General features: G+C 71.5%; 14 protein-coding genes. 6 read left to right on the top strand and 8 right to left on the bottom strand.

Annotated elements, in window-relative coordinates; all coding sequences use genetic code 11:
• Positions 1–70: 70 nt before the first annotated feature.
• Both ACH4EB_RS27955 and ACH4EB_RS27950 read left to right on the top strand, forming a co-directional pair.
• Entirely contained in the window at positions 71–577 is a 507-nt protein-coding gene (locus ACH4EB_RS27955; protein ID WP_398350613.1) for a DUF6114 domain-containing protein, read from the top strand.
• Positions 567–1,985 (top strand): hypothetical protein, encoded by a 1,419-nt coding sequence (locus tag ACH4EB_RS27950; protein ID WP_398350611.1) that lies wholly within the window; start codon positions 567–569, stop codon positions 1,983–1,985. The genes ACH4EB_RS27955 and ACH4EB_RS27950 overlap by 11 nt, the downstream gene beginning before the upstream one ends.
• Before the next feature lie 77 nt (positions 1,986–2,062).
• Here the strand turns inward: ACH4EB_RS27950 and pyk are convergent, their stop codons facing one another.
• From pyk to pta, 3 genes are all read right to left on the bottom strand, one after another.
• Positions 2,063–3,490 (bottom strand): pyruvate kinase, encoded by a 1,428-nt coding sequence (pyk, locus tag ACH4EB_RS27945; RefSeq protein WP_398350610.1) that lies wholly within the window; start codon positions 3,488–3,490, stop codon positions 2,063–2,065.
• A gap of 116 nt (positions 3,491–3,606) precedes the next feature.
• Positions 3,607–4,818 (bottom strand): acetate kinase, encoded by a 1,212-nt coding sequence (locus tag ACH4EB_RS27940; RefSeq protein WP_398350608.1) that lies wholly within the window; start codon positions 4,816–4,818, stop codon positions 3,607–3,609.
• A 45-nt stretch (positions 4,819–4,863) separates the two neighbouring features.
• Positions 4,864–6,963, bottom strand: a complete 2,100-nt coding sequence (gene pta / locus ACH4EB_RS27935; RefSeq protein WP_398350607.1) for a phosphate acetyltransferase — start codon at positions 6,961–6,963, stop codon at positions 4,864–4,866.
• A gap of 229 nt (positions 6,964–7,192) precedes the next feature.
• Between pta and ACH4EB_RS27930 the strand changes: the two genes are divergently transcribed.
• The 4 genes from ACH4EB_RS27930 (at position 7,193) to ACH4EB_RS27915 (ending at position 9,473) form a co-directional block, all read left to right on the top strand.
• Positions 7,193–8,218, top strand: coding sequence for an ATP-dependent 6-phosphofructokinase (locus ACH4EB_RS27930; RefSeq protein ID WP_398350605.1), 1,026 nt, complete (start codon positions 7,193–7,195; stop codon positions 8,216–8,218).
• A 183-nt stretch (positions 8,219–8,401) separates the two neighbouring features.
• Positions 8,402–8,821, top strand: coding sequence for a phage holin family protein (locus ACH4EB_RS27925; RefSeq protein WP_398350604.1), 420 nt, complete (start codon positions 8,402–8,404; stop codon positions 8,819–8,821).
• The gene (locus tag ACH4EB_RS27920) at positions 8,818–9,213 is read left to right on the top strand and encodes a DUF3618 domain-containing protein (protein ID WP_398350602.1); all 396 of its coding nucleotides are present in this window, start codon (positions 8,818–8,820) and stop codon (positions 9,211–9,213) included. The genes ACH4EB_RS27925 and ACH4EB_RS27920 overlap by 4 nt, the downstream gene beginning before the upstream one ends.
• Positions 9,213–9,473 (top strand): DUF4235 domain-containing protein, encoded by a 261-nt coding sequence (locus tag ACH4EB_RS27915; protein ID WP_398350601.1) that lies wholly within the window; start codon positions 9,213–9,215, stop codon positions 9,471–9,473. The genes ACH4EB_RS27920 and ACH4EB_RS27915 overlap by 1 nt, the downstream gene beginning before the upstream one ends.
• 109 nt (positions 9,474–9,582) lie before the next feature.
• On the opposite strand, the gene ACH4EB_RS27910 is transcribed toward ACH4EB_RS27915, so the two are convergent.
• The 5 genes from ACH4EB_RS27910 to ACH4EB_RS27890 all read right to left on the bottom strand — a co-directional run.
• The gene (locus ACH4EB_RS27910) at positions 9,583–9,888 is read right to left on the bottom strand and encodes a hypothetical protein (RefSeq protein WP_398350600.1); all 306 of its coding nucleotides are present in this window, start codon (positions 9,886–9,888) and stop codon (positions 9,583–9,585) included.
• Between the two features lie 143 nt (positions 9,889–10,031).
• On the bottom strand, positions 10,032–11,690 hold the full coding sequence (locus tag ACH4EB_RS27905; protein ID WP_398350599.1) for a catalase: 1,659 nt from the start codon (positions 11,688–11,690) through the stop codon (positions 10,032–10,034).
• A 132-nt stretch (positions 11,691–11,822) separates the two neighbouring features.
• Complete coding sequence (locus ACH4EB_RS27900; RefSeq protein WP_398350597.1) at positions 11,823–12,818, bottom strand: YihY/virulence factor BrkB family protein; 996 nt, start codon at positions 12,816–12,818, stop codon at positions 11,823–11,825.
• Between the two features lie 122 nt (positions 12,819–12,940).
• Positions 12,941–15,499, bottom strand: a complete 2,559-nt coding sequence (locus tag ACH4EB_RS27895) for an ABC transporter permease (protein ID WP_398350596.1) — start codon at positions 15,497–15,499, stop codon at positions 12,941–12,943.
• A 42-nt stretch (positions 15,500–15,541) separates the two neighbouring features.
• A partial coding sequence (locus ACH4EB_RS27890; RefSeq protein WP_398350594.1) for an ABC transporter ATP-binding protein occupies positions 15,542–15,907 on the bottom strand: 366 nt, incomplete at its 5' end.

Genomic DNA, 15,907 nt, shown 5'->3' with positions numbered 1-15,907 from the left:
CCGGTGACCGGCGCGGCAGGCACTCCAGCGCACGTACCACCGATTAGCCAGTCCCGAGGAGCTGTACGACATGAGCGCCGACACGCGACCACGGCTGAACGAAAGCATCGGCCGCAAGCGCATTTCGTTTAGGGAGTGGCGAGGTCAGCGCCCGTTCTGGGGCGGGGTGCTGACGCTGCTGGCCGGATTCCCGATCATGTACATCCCCTACGCGAACCTCACGATCGGCTCCCTGACCGTCCGTATGGCGACGACCGCGGGCGCCGGCTCGCTGATCATCGGCGTACTCCTGGTCGTACTCGGCCTGACCATGTGGTTCCAGCCCGCCTCCCGCGTCTTCGCGGGCGTGGCGGCGATCCTGCTGTCCCTGGTCTCCCTGGTGGTCTCCAACTTCGGCGCCTTCCTGATCGGCTTCGTGCTGGGCCTGGTCGGCGGCGCGCTGGGGGTCTCCTGGGCGCCGGGCAGGCCCGTCACCCCCAAGGACGGCGGACCGGCCCGTACCGCGGGCGGCGCACCGGACGACCTGGCAGGAGCGACCCCGGTCAACGGGACGAACGGGAGGCACAGTGCCGGGTGACGAGCTGCACGAGACGAGGACGGCCGCCCCCGGGGCGAGAACCGGGCCGCGCCACGCGGCCCCGCGCAAGCCGCTGCTGACCCGGCTGCACGTACCCGCCGGCAAGGCGATAGCCATCGCCGCGATGCCCTCGGCCGTCCTGATGGGCATGGGCCTGACACCGCAACTCGCGATGGCCAAGCCGCAGCCCGAGAGCCCGTTCCGGAAGGGCCCGTGCGTCAGCGCCCCCGACACGGCGGAACAGCAGGCGAAGGAGAAGGCCGAGCAGGAGAAGGCCGCCAAGGAGAAGGCGGAGAAGGAGAAGGCCGCCAAGGAGAAGGCCGAGAAGGACAAGGCGGCAGAGGGCAGGACCGGCCAGGACAAGACCGGCCAGGACACGTCGGAGAAGGGCAAGGCCGCCGACAAGGACTCCGGCGCCGGCACCTCCGGTACGCCTACGGGCACCCCGCCCTCCTCCGGCTCGTCCGCCACGGCCCCGGACAAGGGCAGGACGGCCCCCGAGCCCGCCCCGTCCCCGTCCGCCGGCACGTCCACGACTCCCTCCCCCTCGGCCACGCCTTCGGAGCGGAACCCCTGGTACGACCCGCTGGGCGTGGGCAAGAAGCTGCACGACGTCTTCCATCCCGGTGAGGACGAGGCGGGCACCCCGGGTGCGTCGCCGTCGCCGTCGCTGCCGCCGTCCTCCTCCGCACCCGCGGGCAAGGGCTCCGGCGGTACGTCCGGCACGTCCGACGGCACAACCGACGGCCAGGCCACCGGACCCCTCGGGAACACCGCCGACAAGCCGGACAAGGCGGCCGACGACACCACCGGCAAGGCCGGCAAGGCGCTGGACGACGCCAAGGGCAAGGCGGGAGACGCCCTCCCGTCGCCGTCCCCGTCCCCCAGCGGGAGCGCCACCCCGGACGCCCCCGACGCCGACGGCAAGAAGCCGTTCCCCTGCGTCGAGGAGAAGAAGGCGGCCGGCCAGGACGAGCAGAGCCCGGCCACCGTCCCGAACCAGCCCTGGTACCTGGAGTCGAGCGGCCTGACCCTGCGCGGCCTGGACTACGAGGGCGTCGTCAACCTCACGATGGCCGACGGACGGACCAAGCAGGCCCTGAAGTTCACCGCCGACAGCATCGACATCGGCGACCTCCACCAGATCGTGGACGGCCCGGCCGGGAAGAAGTACCACGTCCAGGCGGCCAAGGGCTCGACCTCGACGATCCGCGGCGGCAAGGTCACGATGTACACCGAGCGCCTCCAGGGCAACCTCTTCGGCCTGATCCCGATCGTCTTCGACCCGGAGCACCCCCCGCCGATCAACGTGCCCTTCGCGTACTTCACCAAGGTGAAGATCACCCAGGCGGGCCAGTTCGGCGGCAACCTGACCGTTCCGGGGCTGCATCAGTCGATCACGAGCTGAACCCGCCACCCGTGTACGGCTGCGGGCCGCACCCCGTGAGGGATGCGGCCCACAGCCGTGTTCAGGTCCTGGCGGGGTCAGCCGCGGTCGCCGCCCAGGTGGTGGACGCGGACCATGTTGGTGGTGCCGGGCACGCCGGGGGGCGAGCCGGCGGTGATGATCATGGTGTCGCCGTCGTTGTAGCGCTGGAGCTTCAGCAGCTCGGCGTCGACCAGGTCGACCATCTCGTCGGTGTGCTCCACGTGCGGGACGACGAAGGTCTCCACGCCCCAGCTCAGCGCGAGCTGGTTGCGGGTGGCGGCGTCCGTGGTGAAGGCCAGGATCGGCTGGGCCGCGCGGTAGCGGGACAGACGGCGGGCGGTGTCACCGGACTTGGTGAAGGCGACCAGCGCCTTGCCGTTGAGGAAGTCGGCCATCTCGGCGGCCGCGCGGGCCACCGCGCCGCCCTGGGTGCGCGGCTTCTTGCCCGGGACCAGCGGCTGCAGGCCCTTGGCCAGCAGCTCCTCCTCGGCAGCCTCGACGATCTTCGACATCGTCTTGACGGTCTCGATCGGGTACTGGCCGACCGAGGACTCCGCGGAGAGCATGACCGCGTCGGCGCCGTCCAGGATGGCGTTGGCGACGTCGGACGCCTCGGCGCGGGTCGGCCGCGAGTTGGTGATCATCGACTCCATCATCTGGGTCGCCACGATCACCGGCTTGGCGTTGCGCCGGCACATCTCCACCAGGCGCTTCTGCACCATCGGGACCTTCTCCAGCGGGTACTCCACGGCGAGGTCGCCACGGGCCACCATGACGCCGTCGAAGGCCGCGACGACGTCCTCCATGTTGGCGACCGCCTGCGGCTTCTCCACCTTGGCGATCACCGGGACGCGCCGGCCGACCTCGTCCATGACGCGGTGCACGTCGTTGACGTCCTTGGCGTCCCGCACGAAGGACAGGGCGACCAGGTCGCAGCCCATGTTCAGGGCGAACTTCAGGTCCTCGACGTCCTTCTCGGACAGCGCCGGGACGTTGACCGCCGCGCCGGGCAGGTTGATGCCCTTGTGGTCGGAGATGACGCCGCCCTCGATGACGATGCAGCGCACCCGCGGGCCGTCGACCTCGACGACCTGGAGCGCGACATTGCCGTCGTTGATCAGGACCGGGTCGCCCTTGGAGACGTCACCGGGCAGGCCCTTGTAGGTCGTGCCGCAGATGGTCTTGTCGCCGGGCACGTCCTCGGTGGTGATGACGAACTCGTCACCGCGCACCAGCTCAACGGGGCCGTCGGCGAAGGTCTCCAGGCGGATCTTGGGACCCTGGAGGTCGGCCAGCACGCCGATGGCGCGGCCGGTCTCCTCGGCGGCCTTGCGGACGCGGTGGTAGCGCTCCTCGTGCTCCGCGTGGGTGCCGTGGCTCATGTTGAATCGGGCCACGTTCATGCCGGCCTCGATCAGCGTCTTTAGCTGGTCGTAGGAGTCGACGGCGGGGCCCAGGGTGCAGACGATTTTGGAACGGCGCATGGAGCGATCCTATCGTTTGTTTCGGAGCGGAATAATTGGGGCTCGGGTGCCCGGGAAGCAGGGTGCGGGCCGGTCGCCGTACGGTGCCGTCGGCGCCCGGCCGCAGTTGCCACCGGTCAGTTGCTGACCAGGGCGTATGTCTGGTTGGCGATCTCCAGCTCCTCGTCCGTGGGGACGACGGCGACCGCGACCCGCGCGTACTCCGGCGATATCAGCCGCGCCGCGTCGGACCGCACCGCGTTCAGATCGGCGTCCACCGCCAGCCCCAGCTCCTCCAGGCCCTTGACCGCGGCCTCGCGCACCGGGGCGGCGTTCTCGCCGACGCCCGCGGTGAACGCCACCGCGTCCACCCGGCCCAGCACCGCGCTGTAGGCGCCGATGTACTTCTTCAGCCGGTGGATGTAGATGTCGAAGGCGAGCGCGGCCCGCTCGTCGCCCTCGTCGATACGGCGGCGGATCTCGCGCATGTCGTTGTCGCCGCACAGCCCGACCAGCCCGCTCTTCTTGTTGAGCAGCTCGTCGATCTCGTCCGCGTCCATGCCCGCCACCCGCTTGAGGTGGAAGACCACGGCCGGGTCGATGTCACCGGACCGGGTGCCCATGACCAGGCCCTCCAGCGGCGTCAGGCCCATGGAGGTGTCCACGCAGCGGCCGCCGGCCACCGCCGAGGCGGAGGCGCCGTTGCCCAGGTGCAGCACGATGACATTGACGTCCTCGGGCGCCTTGCCGAGCAGCTCGGCGGTCTGGCGCGAGACGTACGCGTGCGAGGTGCCGTGGAAGCCGTACCGGCGGATGCGGTGCGCGTCGGCCGTCTCCACGTCGATGGCGTAGCGCGCCGCGTGCTCCGGCATCGTGGTGTGGAAGGCGGTGTCGAAGACCGCGACCTGCGGCAGGTCGGGGCGGAGCCCCTGGGCGGTCCGGATGCCGGTGATGTTCGCCGGGTTGTGCAGCGGCGCCACCGGCACCAGCCGCTCGATCTCCTTGAGCACCTCGTCGTCGATCACGGTCGGCTCGGTGAACTTCAGACCGCCGTGCACCACCCGGTGCCCGATCGCCGCCAGCTCGGGCGAGTCCAGGCCGAGCCCGTCCGCGGCCAGCTCCTCGGCGACCGCGTTCAGCGCCTCCTCGTGGTCGGCTATCCGGGCCTCGCGCTCCCTCTTGTCACCACCGCCGGTCAGCGGGGTGTGGGCCAGGCGAGAGGTCTGCTCACCGATGCGCTCGACGAGGCCCACCGCGAGCCGGGAGCCGTCGTTCATGTCGAGAAGCTGGTACTTCACCGACGAGGAACCGGAGTTGAGGACGAGGACACGGGTGGCGTTGGCAGTCATGAAGCAGCTTTCGGTTGGTTGTGGGGGCGGGTGGTGGGGGGAGTGTCAGGCGTCGGCGGCGGGCGAGCCGCCCGGTGCCGCGCCCTGCGCCTGGATGGCCGTGATGGCCACGGTGTTGACGATGTCCTGGACGAGCGCGCCGCGCGAGAGGTCGTTGACCGGCTTGCGCAGGCCCTGGAGCACCGGGCCGACGGCGACCGCGCCCGCCGAGCGCTGCACGGCCTTGTAGGTGTTGTTGCCGGTGTTCAGGTCGGGGAAGACCAGCACGGTGGCCCGGCCGGCCACCTCGGAGTCCGGCAGCTTGGTCTTGGCCACCGCGGCGTCCACGGCCGCGTCGTACTGGATCGGGCCCTCGACCAGCAGGTCGGGACGGCGCTCCCGGACCAGCTCGGTGGCCTTGCGCACCTTGTCGACGTCCGCGCCGGAGCCGGAGGTGCCGGTCGAGTAGGACAACATCGCGATCCGCGGTTCGACGCCGAACTGGGCGGCGGTGGCCGCCGACTGGATGGCGATGTCCGCGAGCTGCTCGGCGTTCGGGTCGGGGTTGACCGCGCAGTCGCCGTAGACCAGGACGCGGTCGGCCAGACACATGAAGAACACCGAGGAGACGATCTGCGCGCCCGGCCTGGTCTTGATGATCTCGAAGGCGGGCCGGATGGTGGCCGCGGTGGAGTGCACCGCGCCGGAGACCATGCCGTCGGCCAGGCCCTCCTGGACCATCAGGGTGCCGAAGTACGACACGTCCGCGACCACGTCGTACGCCAGCTCGTAGGTGACGCCCTTGTGGGCGCGCAGCTTGGCGTACAGCTCGGCGAAGCGTTCGCGCAGCGGCGAGGTCTGCGGGTCGGTGATCTGCGCGTCGGCCAGGTCGATGGCGAGGTCGGCGGCGCGCTTGCGGATCGCCTCCTCCTCGCCGAGCAGCGTCAGGTCGCACACGTCGCGGCGCAGCAGGACGTCGGCGGCGCGCAGCACGCGCTCCTCGGTGCCCTCGGGCAGGACGACGCGGCGGCGGCCCGAGCGGGAGCGCTCGATCAGCTCGTGCTCGAACATCATCGGCGTGACGCGGCCGGAGCGGGCGACGGAGATACGGTTCGTCAGCTCGGCGGTGTCCACATGCCGCTCGAACAGGCCGAGCGCGGTCTCCGCCTTGCGCGGCGCCGCCGCGTTCAGCTTGCCCTCGACGGCGAACAGCTCCGCCGCGGTCGGGAAGGAGCCGCCGGAGACCGAGATCACCGGGGTGCCGGGGGCGAGCCGGTTGGCCAGCGCCATGATGTCGGCGCCCGGGCGCTCGTCGAGGGTCAGCAGCACGCCCGCTATCGGCGGGGCGCCGGCGCTGTGCGCGGCGAGCGAGCCGATGACCAGGTCGGCGCGGTCGCCGGGGGTCACGACCAGGCAGCCCGGGGTCAGCGCCTTGAGGAAGGTGGGCAGCATGGCGCCGCCGAAGACGAAGTCGCGGGCGTCCCGGGCCAGCCCCGAGTCGTCGCCGAGCAGCACCTCGGCACCGAGCGCGTGCACGATCTGGCCGACGGTGGGCGCGGAGAGGGAGCCGTCCTCGGGGAGCGCGTAGCAGGGCACGGGCAGGTGGGCGGAGAGCTGCCCGGCGACCGCCGCGCGCTGCTCGGGCGCCACCCGGTTGACGATCAGCGCGACGACGTCGCAGCCCAGCGAGTGGTAGGCGCGGTAGGCGTTGCGGGCCTCGGAGCGCACCGACTCGGCCTCCTGGCCCTGGCCGCCGACGACGGGCAGCACCGCGGCGCCGAACTCGTTCGCCAGCCGGGCGTTGAGGTTCAGCTCGGCCGGCAGGCTGGTGGCCGCGTAGTCGGAGCCGAGCACCAGGACGTACTCGTGGTCCCTGGCCACCCGGTGGAAACGCTCGACGAGCTGGGAGACCAGCTCGTCGGTGCCCTGCTCGGCCTGGAGGCGGGCGGCCTCCTCGTAGCCGAGGCCGAAGACGGTCTCGGCGGGCTGGGAGAGCCGGTAGCGGGCCCGCAGCAGCTCGAACAGCCGGTCGGGGCCGTCGTGCACCAGCGGGCGGAAGACGCCCACCCGGTCCACATGGCGGGTCAGGAGTTCCATGACTCCCAGCTCGACGACCTGGCGGCCGTCGCCGCGGTCGATCCCGGTCACGTACACGCTGCGCGTCACGCGTGCTCTCCGATCCATTCCGTCGCTTCGAAGGTCAAATTTCCCGTTATGGTGAGCTTGCCCCTCTTGACAATACCTGCGGCTGTGGATAGGCCGCCCCTCCAGTTTTACGCATGTGTCAGCGGGCGGTCGCAGTGGTGCCCGACGCCGTGAGGGCACCGCCTGTCGGCCCGTGAAACAATCGGACCGGCTCACAAGAACCAACAGCGAGCACAGGAGACACAGCACCATGCGTATCGGAGTCCTCACCGCGGGCGGCGACTGCCCCGGTCTCAACGCTGTGATCCGTTCGGTGGTGCACCGTGCCCTCACGGGCCACGACGACGAGGTCATCGGCTTCGAGGACGGATTCAAGGGCCTGCTCGACGGGCGGTTCCGCAAGCTCGACCTGGACGCCGTCAGCGGCATCCTGGCCCGCGGCGGCACCATCCTCGGCTCCGCCCGCCTGGAGCGCGCCCGGCTGCGCGAGGCGTGCGAGAACGGCAAGGACCTGGCCCGGGAGTACGGCATTGACGTGCTCATTCCCATCGGCGGCGAGGGCACGCTCACCGCGTCGAAGATGCTCGCCGACGCCGGCCTGCCGATCGTCGGTGTGCCCAAGACCATCGACAACGACATCTCGGCCACCGACCGCACCTTCGGCTTCGACACCGCCGTCGGCGTCGCCACCGAGGCCATCGACCGCCTCAAGACGACCGCCGAGTCGCACCAGCGGGTCATGGTCGTCGAGGTCATGGGCCGGCACGCGGGCTGGATCGCGCTGGAGTCCGGGATGGCCGGCGGCGCCCACGGCATCTGCCTGCCGGAGCGCCCCTTCGACGTGAACGACCTGGGCGCGATGGTCGAGGAGCGCTTCGACCGGGGCAAGAAGTTCGCCGTGGTCTGCGTCGCCGAGGGCGCCCACCCCGCCGAGGGCACGATGGACTACGGCCACGGCGAGATCGACCAGTACGGCCACGAGCGCTTCCAGGGCATCGGCACCGCCCTCGCCCGCGAGCTGGAGCACCGCCTCGGCAAGGAGGCCCGCCCGGTCATCCTCGGCCACGTGCAGCGCGGCGGCACGCCCACCGCGTACGACCGGGTGCTCGCCACCCGCTTCGGCTGGCACGCCGTCGAGGCCGCGCACCGCGGCGACTTCGGCCAGATGACCGCCCTGCGCGGTACGGACATCGTGATGAGCCCGCTGGCCGACGCGGTCACCGAACTGAAGACCGTGCCGGTGAGCCGCATGGACGAGGCCGAGTCGGTCTTCTGATCCACCGCCCCCGCGGCCCGCGGCGCGCGTTCCCCTGCCGGGGAGCGCGCGCCGTTCGCGTTGCCCGGCACCCGGCCGGAGCGCGCCCCCGGGGACACCCCCGGCACCCGTACGGGTCAACGTTCCGGTTAACCGGCCTCTGAGGAGGTACCCGGCGCGCACGAGGAAGGAGGCGTGACCGGGATGAGCGACTTCGTGGATCACCGGACGGCCCGGCCGGACAGCAGGCCGGTCAACGAACTGGTCACCCAGGCGTCGGAACAGCTTTCCCGCCTGGTGCGCGACGAGATGCGGCTGGCGCAGGCGGAACTGGCCCGCAAGGGCAAGCGCTTCGGTGCGGGAGGCGGGCTGCTCGGCGGCGCCGGCACGGTGGCGTTCCTGGCCGCCCAGGCGCTGGTGGCGACCGCGATCATCGCGCTCGGGCTGGTGCTGCCGCTGTGGGCCGCGGGCCTGGTGGTCGTGGGCGCGCTGCTGGTGCTGGCGGCGGTGCTCGGGCTGCTGGGGCGGCAGCGGATCCGCCGCGCCACCCCGCCGGTGCCCGAGGAGGCCGTGCGCAGCGTGCGCAAGGACATCGAGGAGATCAAGGAGGCGGCCCGGCGATGAGCGGCGACTCCAGGAACGGCGGCGGTTCCGGCGCGAGCCCGGCCGAACTGCGCGCCCGCATCGAACAGACTCGGCAGGAGCTGGGCGACACCGTCGCGGCGCTGGCCGACAAGGCCGACGTGAAGAGCCGCGCGCAGGAGAAGGCGGCCCGGATCAAGGACCGGACGCTGCACCGGACCACGGCGGCCACCGACCGGATGGCCGGTTCCGCCGCGGTCCGGACGGCCGCCGTCGCGGGCGGCGCGCTGCTGGCCGGTGTGCTGGTGCTGCGCCGCCGCCGCACCAAGGCGCGCGTACGTCCGTACGTGCTGCGTACGAAGAAGACCGGGCGCCCGCTCGCCAAGGCGGCGGCCAAGGCCCGGCGGGCCTGCCGGAACAAAGGACACCGCTGATGATCAAACTTCTCTACAAGCCCCTGGGAATGGTGTTCGGCGCCCTCGGCGGGGTGCTGGCCGGGGTGCTCTTCAAGCGCCTGTGGAAACTGGTCGGCGGCGCGGAGGACGCGCCGAAGGCCACGGACGAGGAACGCCGCTGGCGTGAGGTGCTGCCCGCCGCCGCGCTCCAGGGCGCGACGCTCGCGGTGGTCAAGGCGGCCGTGGACCGCAGCGGCGCGGTGGCCGTCCGCAAGGCCACCGGCACCTGGCCCGGCTGACCACCCCCGGGCGCCCGGCGCCGCCGTGCCGTACGTCCGCACGGCGGCGTCGGCGCGCCGGGTTCCGGCGGGTACGCGGCTGTCGCGCGTCCGCCGTGGCGCCGGGCCGTCACGGCCTGGGGTTCACCCGGTGCCAGCGGGGCCGGGCGTCACCGCCCCGGCGTCCGGCGACGGACGCGCAGCGGGGGCACACCCGCTGGACGCGGTCCGCGGCCCCACCGGACTCGGGGAGGATGTCGGGCCAGGCGATGTGCGGAAAACGGGCGAGCCGGGAGCGGCTGAGCGAGAGACCGCACACGGTCTGGTTGAGTCCCTGCTCCCAGGCGTGCACCTCACCGGCGGGCAGCCGCCGCCCATCCTCGTCGTCCACCCACCGGCCCGACGCCGCGACCGCGTACCGCTTCGCCGCTGCCATGCCCGATCGTTCCTCCTCCCGTGGCGCCCCTCGCGCGGCAGGCGGGGAGGGCCACCCTGGTGCGCCCGCGGCACGTCCCCGTCGGATCGCCGGCGGGGCCGTGCCGCCTCATGGCGTCGTCGTCCGTGCGGTCACCGTGCCCCTCAGGAGGCGACGGTGTGCCGCTCGTCGGGTACGCAGTGGGTCATGGTCAGCCCGGTGACGTCCCGCGGCGGGTTGTCACCGAGGCGCGCCAGCCGCTTGCGGTCCTCGTCCGTCAGGTCCTGACCCGTCAGCGGCTCCAGGTGGGCGACGTCCTTCGGGCCGATGCCCAGCCCCTCGCCGACCCGCAGCCCCAGCTCGTTCTCGACCAGCAGGAAGTGCCACACCATCCGCTCCTGCACCGGCCGGTCGGCCTGGGAGATCATGGCGGTGAGGTTGGTGACGAGGTCGTCGCGCTCCCAGTCCTCCATGAGGCGGAAGCGCTGGCCGGCCTGGAGGTAGTCGTTGGCGCGCGGGATGCGCTTGCGGGTGAGCCGGCCCCGGATCTCCGGCCCCTGCTCGTCGTGGGTCGGATAGGTGCCCTCCCGCAGGCCCCCGGTGATCGACGGCTCGTAGTTGACCTCCGGGTTCTGTCCGTGCTGGTCCTGCTGGTACGCCATCAGGCCGTCGCGCTGGTTGGTGTGCACGGTGGCGTTCTTGGCGTGGTTGACCGGGAGCTGGAGGTAGTTCGGGCCGACGCGGTAGCGCTGGGTGTCGCTGTAGGAGAAGGTCCGCCCGATGAGCATCTTGTCGTCGGAGAAGTCCAGGCCGTCGACGAGGACGCCGGTGCCGAAGGAGATCTGCTCGTTCTCGGCGAAGTAGTTGTCCGGCATCCGGTTGAGCACCATCCGGCCCACCGGCCGGGGCGGGAAGTCCTGCTCCGGCCAGGTCTTGGTGTCGTCCAGCGGGTCGAAGTCCAGCTCGGGGTGGTCGTGGTCGTCCATCATCTGGACGACCAGCTCCCACTCGGGGTGGTCGCCGCGCCGGACCGCCTCGTACAGGTCCTTGGTGGCGTGGCCCAGCTCCCCGGCCTGGACGGCGGCGGCGTCCTCCGCGGTCATGCTGCGCACGCCCTGCTTGGGCAGCCAGTGGTACTTGACCAGGACGGTGTCACCCGCTTCGTTCACCCATTTGTAGGTGTTGACGCCGAAGCCCTGCATGTGCCGGTAGTCGGCCGGGATGCCGCGCGGGCTGAAGAGGTTGACCAGCATGTGCATCGACTCCGGCGTCTGCGACATGAAGTCGAAGATGCGGGCCGGCTTCTGTTCGTGCGAGACCGGGTCGGGCTTGAGGGAGTGGATGACGTCGGGGAACTTGATGGCGTCCCGGATGAAGAAGACCCCCAGGTTGTTGCCGACCAGGTCCCAGTTGCCGTCCTCGGTGTAGAACTTCACCGCGAAGCCGCGCGGGTCGCGGGCCGCCTCGGAGGAGTCCCGGCCGCCGATCACGGTGGAGAACCGTACGGCGACGTCGGTGCGCTTGCCGGCCTCCTGGAACAGCTTGGCCCGGGTGTAGCGGCCGACGGGCTCGTCGCCCCACTTCCCGTAGCTCTCGAAGTAGCCGTAGGCGGTCACGCCGCGGGCGTGCACGACCCGCTCGGGGATGCGCTCCCGGTCGAAGTGGCTGATCTTTTCGAGGAACTGGTAGTTCTCCAGCGTGGCCGGTCCGCGCGCGCCGACCGTCCGCTGGTTCTGGTTGTCGTAGACCTGATGGCCCTGCCGGTTGGTGAGCACCGGGCGGTCGTCGCCGGGTGCCGGTCCCTGGCTTGCTACGTCTGTCACTGCTCTCGGTTTCCTTCAGCACTCGAAGGCGCTCGGGTCCGCGCCGTGGGTGGGGCTCCGGAAGGACAGGGGTACCCGCTGGGGCGGCGGTAGTGCAGGCGCTCACCTTTTTGGGGCAGTGCCCGCCCGTGCTCAGTGGTCGGGCGACGGCTGCGGCCCCGTCCGGCGGCGCCTGCGCGGCCACCGCAGGCGGTCCGGCCACTTACGGGTGTCCCGCGGCTCGACGTACGGCTCCTCCCGCGGCGGGTGCCCCTCGGCGATGGCCCGCTGCCGGGCCAGTTCGGCGTCGAACTCCAGGCCCAGCAGGACCGCCAGGTTCGACAGCCACAGCCAGACCAGGAAGACGATGACGCCCGCCAGGGTGCCGTACGTCTTGTTGTACGAGCCGAAGTTCGCCACGTACAGCGCGAAGCCCGCCGAGGCGGCCAGCCACAGCGCGACGGCCAGGAAGCTGCCCGGAGTCAGCCACCGCAGACCCTGGTCCCGCACGTTGGGCGTGGCCCGGTACAGGATGGTGATCATCAGCACCACGAGCAGGACCAGGACCGGCCACTTGGCGATCGACCAGACCGCGAGGCCGGTGTCACCGATGCCCAGGCCGCGGCCCGCCTGCCGGGCCAGCGAGCCGGTGAAGACCACGATCACCGCGCTGACGGCCAGCAGCACCATCAGCACGACCGTGACGCCGAGCCGCAGCGGCAGGGTCTTCCACGCCGGCCGCCCCTCCGGCAGGTCGTAGACGGCGTTGGCGGTCCGGATGAAGGCCGCGATGTAGCCGGAGGCCGACCACAGCGCGGCCAGCAGGCTCAGGACGGCCAGCACACTGCCCGTGCCGGGCCCGTTCTGGAGCTGGCGCACCGCGCCGCCCAGGATCTGCTGCGCGGCGGCCGGCGTGATCTGCTCAAGGGTGCCGAGCACGGTGTCGGTTGCCGACTTCCCGATCACCCCGAGCATCGCGACGAGCACCAGCAGCGCCGGGAAGAGGGAGAGCACTCCGTAGTAGGTGAGGGCCGCGGCGCGGTCGTGGAGTTCGTCGTCCACGAACTCCTTGGCAGTACGCCGCAGTACGGACCACCACGAGTGGGCGGTCAGCGCGGTGGGTTTCTCTGAGGAGGATTCGGCTGCCATGCCGCAGCGAGTTGCCCTTTCGGGGCGAGCCAACCCCGTCGCCCGCCCCGCGCCGGAAAGACGTCCGCCCCGCCCCCGGGGGAAGGGGCGGGGCGGACGGGCGGGGGCCGCCTCCTGGGCGGTCACTGGGAGCCGATGGACTCCAGCATGTTGAGGCGGGCGGCGCGGCGGGCCGGCCAGGCGGCGGCGAGGACGCCGACGACCAGGGCGATCGCCAGGAAGATGCCGAGCCGGTCCCAGGGCAGGATCATCTCGTAGGTCGGCATCGAGGCGGCCGCCATCTTGCCGCCGGCCCAGGCGAGGAAGACGCCCACGCCGATGCCGAGGATCGCGCCGAACAGGGAGATGACGACGGATTCCAGGCGGACCATCTGCTTGATGCCGTTGCGGGCGAGGCCGATCGCGCGCAGCATCCCGATCTCCCGGGTGCGTTCGAAGACCGACATGGCCAGGGTGTTGACCACGCCGACCACCGCGATGATCACGGCCATGCCGAGCAGCCCGTAGACCATGTTCAGGACGGTGTCGATCTGCCCGGCGTTCTCCTTGCGCAGGTCGTCCTTGTCCTGGACCTTGAGCAGCGGGCTGTCGCCGAGCGCCTTGCGGATCTCCTTCACCAGCCCGGCGTCGGACCCGTTCGCGGTCTTGACCAGGACCTTCTCGTCCTTGAGGGGCTTGACGTGCGGGTCGACCAGCGCGGTGGCACCGAACAGGTCGCCGACGACGGCGTTGTCCTCGTAGATGCCGGCGACCTTGAGGGTGGCCTTCTCCTTCTTGTCCGTGCCGGTGAAGAAACCGACCTCGTGGGAGTCGCCCACCTTCCAGCCCATCTTCTCCGCCTTCGAGCGGGCGACGGCGACCCCGCCGGCGCGCACGGCCTCCAGCGACCCGCTGCGGAACGTGAGGCCGGCGACCTTGTCGATCCGTGCGAGGTCGGTGCCGGTGAGCGAGCCGTAGCCGCCGTCCGTCTCGAAGGCGGCCGAGCGGATGGGCACCGCGGCCTCCACCCCGGGCAGGCCGGCGGCCTTCTTCGTCAGCTTCGGGTCGAGACCGCGGAAGTTGGACGTGGTGACCTGGTAGTCGGCGGTCAGACCCTGCGCGGACATCTCGTCCGAGGCCCGCTGCCCCGAGACGCCGGCGACCGTCATGCCGGTGATCAGGGTGAGGCCGATCATCAGGGCGGAGGCGGTGGCGGCGGTACGGCGCGGGTTGCGCAGCGCGTTCTCCTTGGCCAGCTTGCCGCTGACCCCGAAGAGCCGGGTGGTGATCCGGCCGGCCAGCGCGACCAGCGGCCGGGACAGCAGCGGCGCGAGGATGATGACGCCGATCAGGGTGAGCGCCGAGCCCAGCATGGCGGGGGTGATGTCGTCGGCGTTCTTCAGCGTGGAGACGTAGAGCATCACCGCGACACCGGCGGCGGTGACGATCGCGCCGATGACGTTGCGCAGGACCATGCCGCGCAGCGCGGGCGGCGCGTCCACGGTGCTCAGCGCCTCGACCGGGGCGATCTTCGCGGCCTTCCGGGACGGCAGCCAGGCGGCCAGTACGGTCACCAGCACGCCGACGCCCAGCGCGGACAGCACGGCGTTCGGGCTGATCACCAGGGGGCCGTCGGGGAAGCCCGCGCCGTTGGCGTCCAGCACGGTCCGCATGCCGATCGCGATACCGGTGCCGAGCGCGAACCCGACGACGGAGGAGACCAGGCCGAGCAGGCCCGCCTCGGCCAGCACCGAGCGCACCACCTGGCGGCGGGAGGCGCCGATCGCCCGCATCAGCGCGATCTCGCGGCTGCGCTGGGAGATGAGCATGGTGAAGGTGTTGGCGATGATGAAGATGCCGACGAACAGGGCGATACCGGCGAACACCAGCAGCGTCTTGCTCATCGCCTGGTTGCTCTGCTCGACCATCTTGGCCTGGTCGGCGGCGAGCGCGGTGCCGCTGGTCGCCGTCGCGTGGCCCTTCGGCAGCAGCTTCTCGACCGCGGCGGTCAGCGCCTTCTCGTCGGTGCCGGGCTTCGCGGCCACCACCAGCTCGTCGTACTGGCCGGGGTGCACGAACAGCTTCTGCGCGGTGGCGGTGTCGAACAGCGCGAGGCTGCCGCCCGCGGTGACCTGCGGGTCCTCGGAGTGGACGATGCCGACGAGCTTCTTGTACAGGGCCGGCCCGTCGGTGGCGAAACGTACGGTGTCGCCGACCTTCAGGCCGCCCTTCTCGGCGGTGGCCTCGTCGAGCGCCATCTCACCGGCCGTGGCCGGGCCGCGGCCCCGGACGAGCGGGTAGCGGCTGTCCTTGCCGCCGTCGCCCGCCTGGTAGTTGGTGGCCACGTTCTGCCAGTCGTTGCCGATCGGCTGGTTGTCCTTGTCGGCGACGGTGGCCCGGCCGGTGACGTTGGTGTGGACGGCGGCCACGCCCGGCAGCGAGCGGACCTGGTCCGCCAGCCGGTCGTTCAGCCGGGTGCTGCGGCGTCCGCTCTCGTCCTCGGACGGCCCCTCGTAGGTGGCCTGTACGGAGACGGCCACGTCCTTGAAGCTCTTGGCGGAGGCCTTCTTGACGGCCTCGCCGACCGTGTCGCTGAAGACCAGGGTGCCGGAGACGAAGGCGACGCCGAGGAGGACCGCGAGCGCGGTCATCATCAGGCGGGCTTTGTGCGCGAGTACGTTGCGCAGGGCGGTTCGGAACATGGTGGTGGTGTCAGTCCTGGGGTGAGGTGTCGGCGGCGGACGTCAGCTCGTACGGTTCTTGGCGTCGAACAGCCGCATCCGGTCCAGGACGGCGTCGGCGGTCGGCTCGTACAGCTCCTCGACGATGCGGCCGTCGGCGAGGAAGATCACCCGGTCCGCGTAGGCGGCGGCGACCGGGTCGTGGGTGACCATGACGACGGTCTGCTGCATCGCCCGTACGGACTCGCGCAGGAAGCCGAGCACCTCGGCGCCGGAGCGGGAGTCGAGGTTGCCGGTCGGTTCGTCGGCGAAGATGATCTCCGGCTGGGAGGCCAGCGCGCGGGCCACCGCGACGCGCTGCTGCTGGCCGCCGGAGAGCTGGCTGGGGCGGTGCTTGAGGCGCCCGGACAGGCCGACCGTCTCCACGAC

The organism is Streptomyces sp. NPDC018045 (assembly GCF_044327445.1).
In the GTDB taxonomy this organism is placed as follows: domain Bacteria; phylum Actinomycetota; class Actinomycetes; order Streptomycetales; family Streptomycetaceae; genus Streptomyces.
The sequence above is the reverse complement of the archived record's forward strand: the minus strand, read 5'-3'. Positions and strand labels throughout refer to the sequence as shown.

Coding starts and splice junctions, on each gene's coding strand:
- ACH4EB_RS27930 (WP_398350605.1), top strand. CDS start 7,193: ATGCGTATCGGAGTCCTCACCGCGGGCGGCGACTGCCCCGGTCTCAAC.
- pyk (WP_398350610.1), bottom strand. CDS start 3,490: ATGCGCCGTTCCAAAATCGTCTGCACCCTGGGCCCCGCCGTCGACTCC.
- ACH4EB_RS27910 (WP_398350600.1), bottom strand. CDS start 9,888: ATGGCAGCGGCGAAGCGGTACGCGGTCGCGGCGTCGGGCCGGTGGGTG.
- ACH4EB_RS27955 (WP_398350613.1), top strand. CDS start 71: ATGAGCGCCGACACGCGACCACGGCTGAACGAAAGCATCGGCCGCAAG.
- ACH4EB_RS27925 (WP_398350604.1), top strand. CDS start 8,402: ATGAGCGACTTCGTGGATCACCGGACGGCCCGGCCGGACAGCAGGCCG.
- ACH4EB_RS27920 (WP_398350602.1), top strand. CDS start 8,818: ATGAGCGGCGACTCCAGGAACGGCGGCGGTTCCGGCGCGAGCCCGGCC.
- ACH4EB_RS27895 (WP_398350596.1), bottom strand. CDS start 15,499: ATGTTCCGAACCGCCCTGCGCAACGTACTCGCGCACAAAGCCCGCCTG.
- ACH4EB_RS27940 (WP_398350608.1), bottom strand. CDS start 4,818: ATGACTGCCAACGCCACCCGTGTCCTCGTCCTCAACTCCGGTTCCTCG.
- ACH4EB_RS27915 (WP_398350601.1), top strand. CDS start 9,213: ATGATCAAACTTCTCTACAAGCCCCTGGGAATGGTGTTCGGCGCCCTC.
- ACH4EB_RS27900 (WP_398350597.1), bottom strand. CDS start 12,818: ATGGCAGCCGAATCCTCCTCAGAGAAACCCACCGCGCTGACCGCCCAC.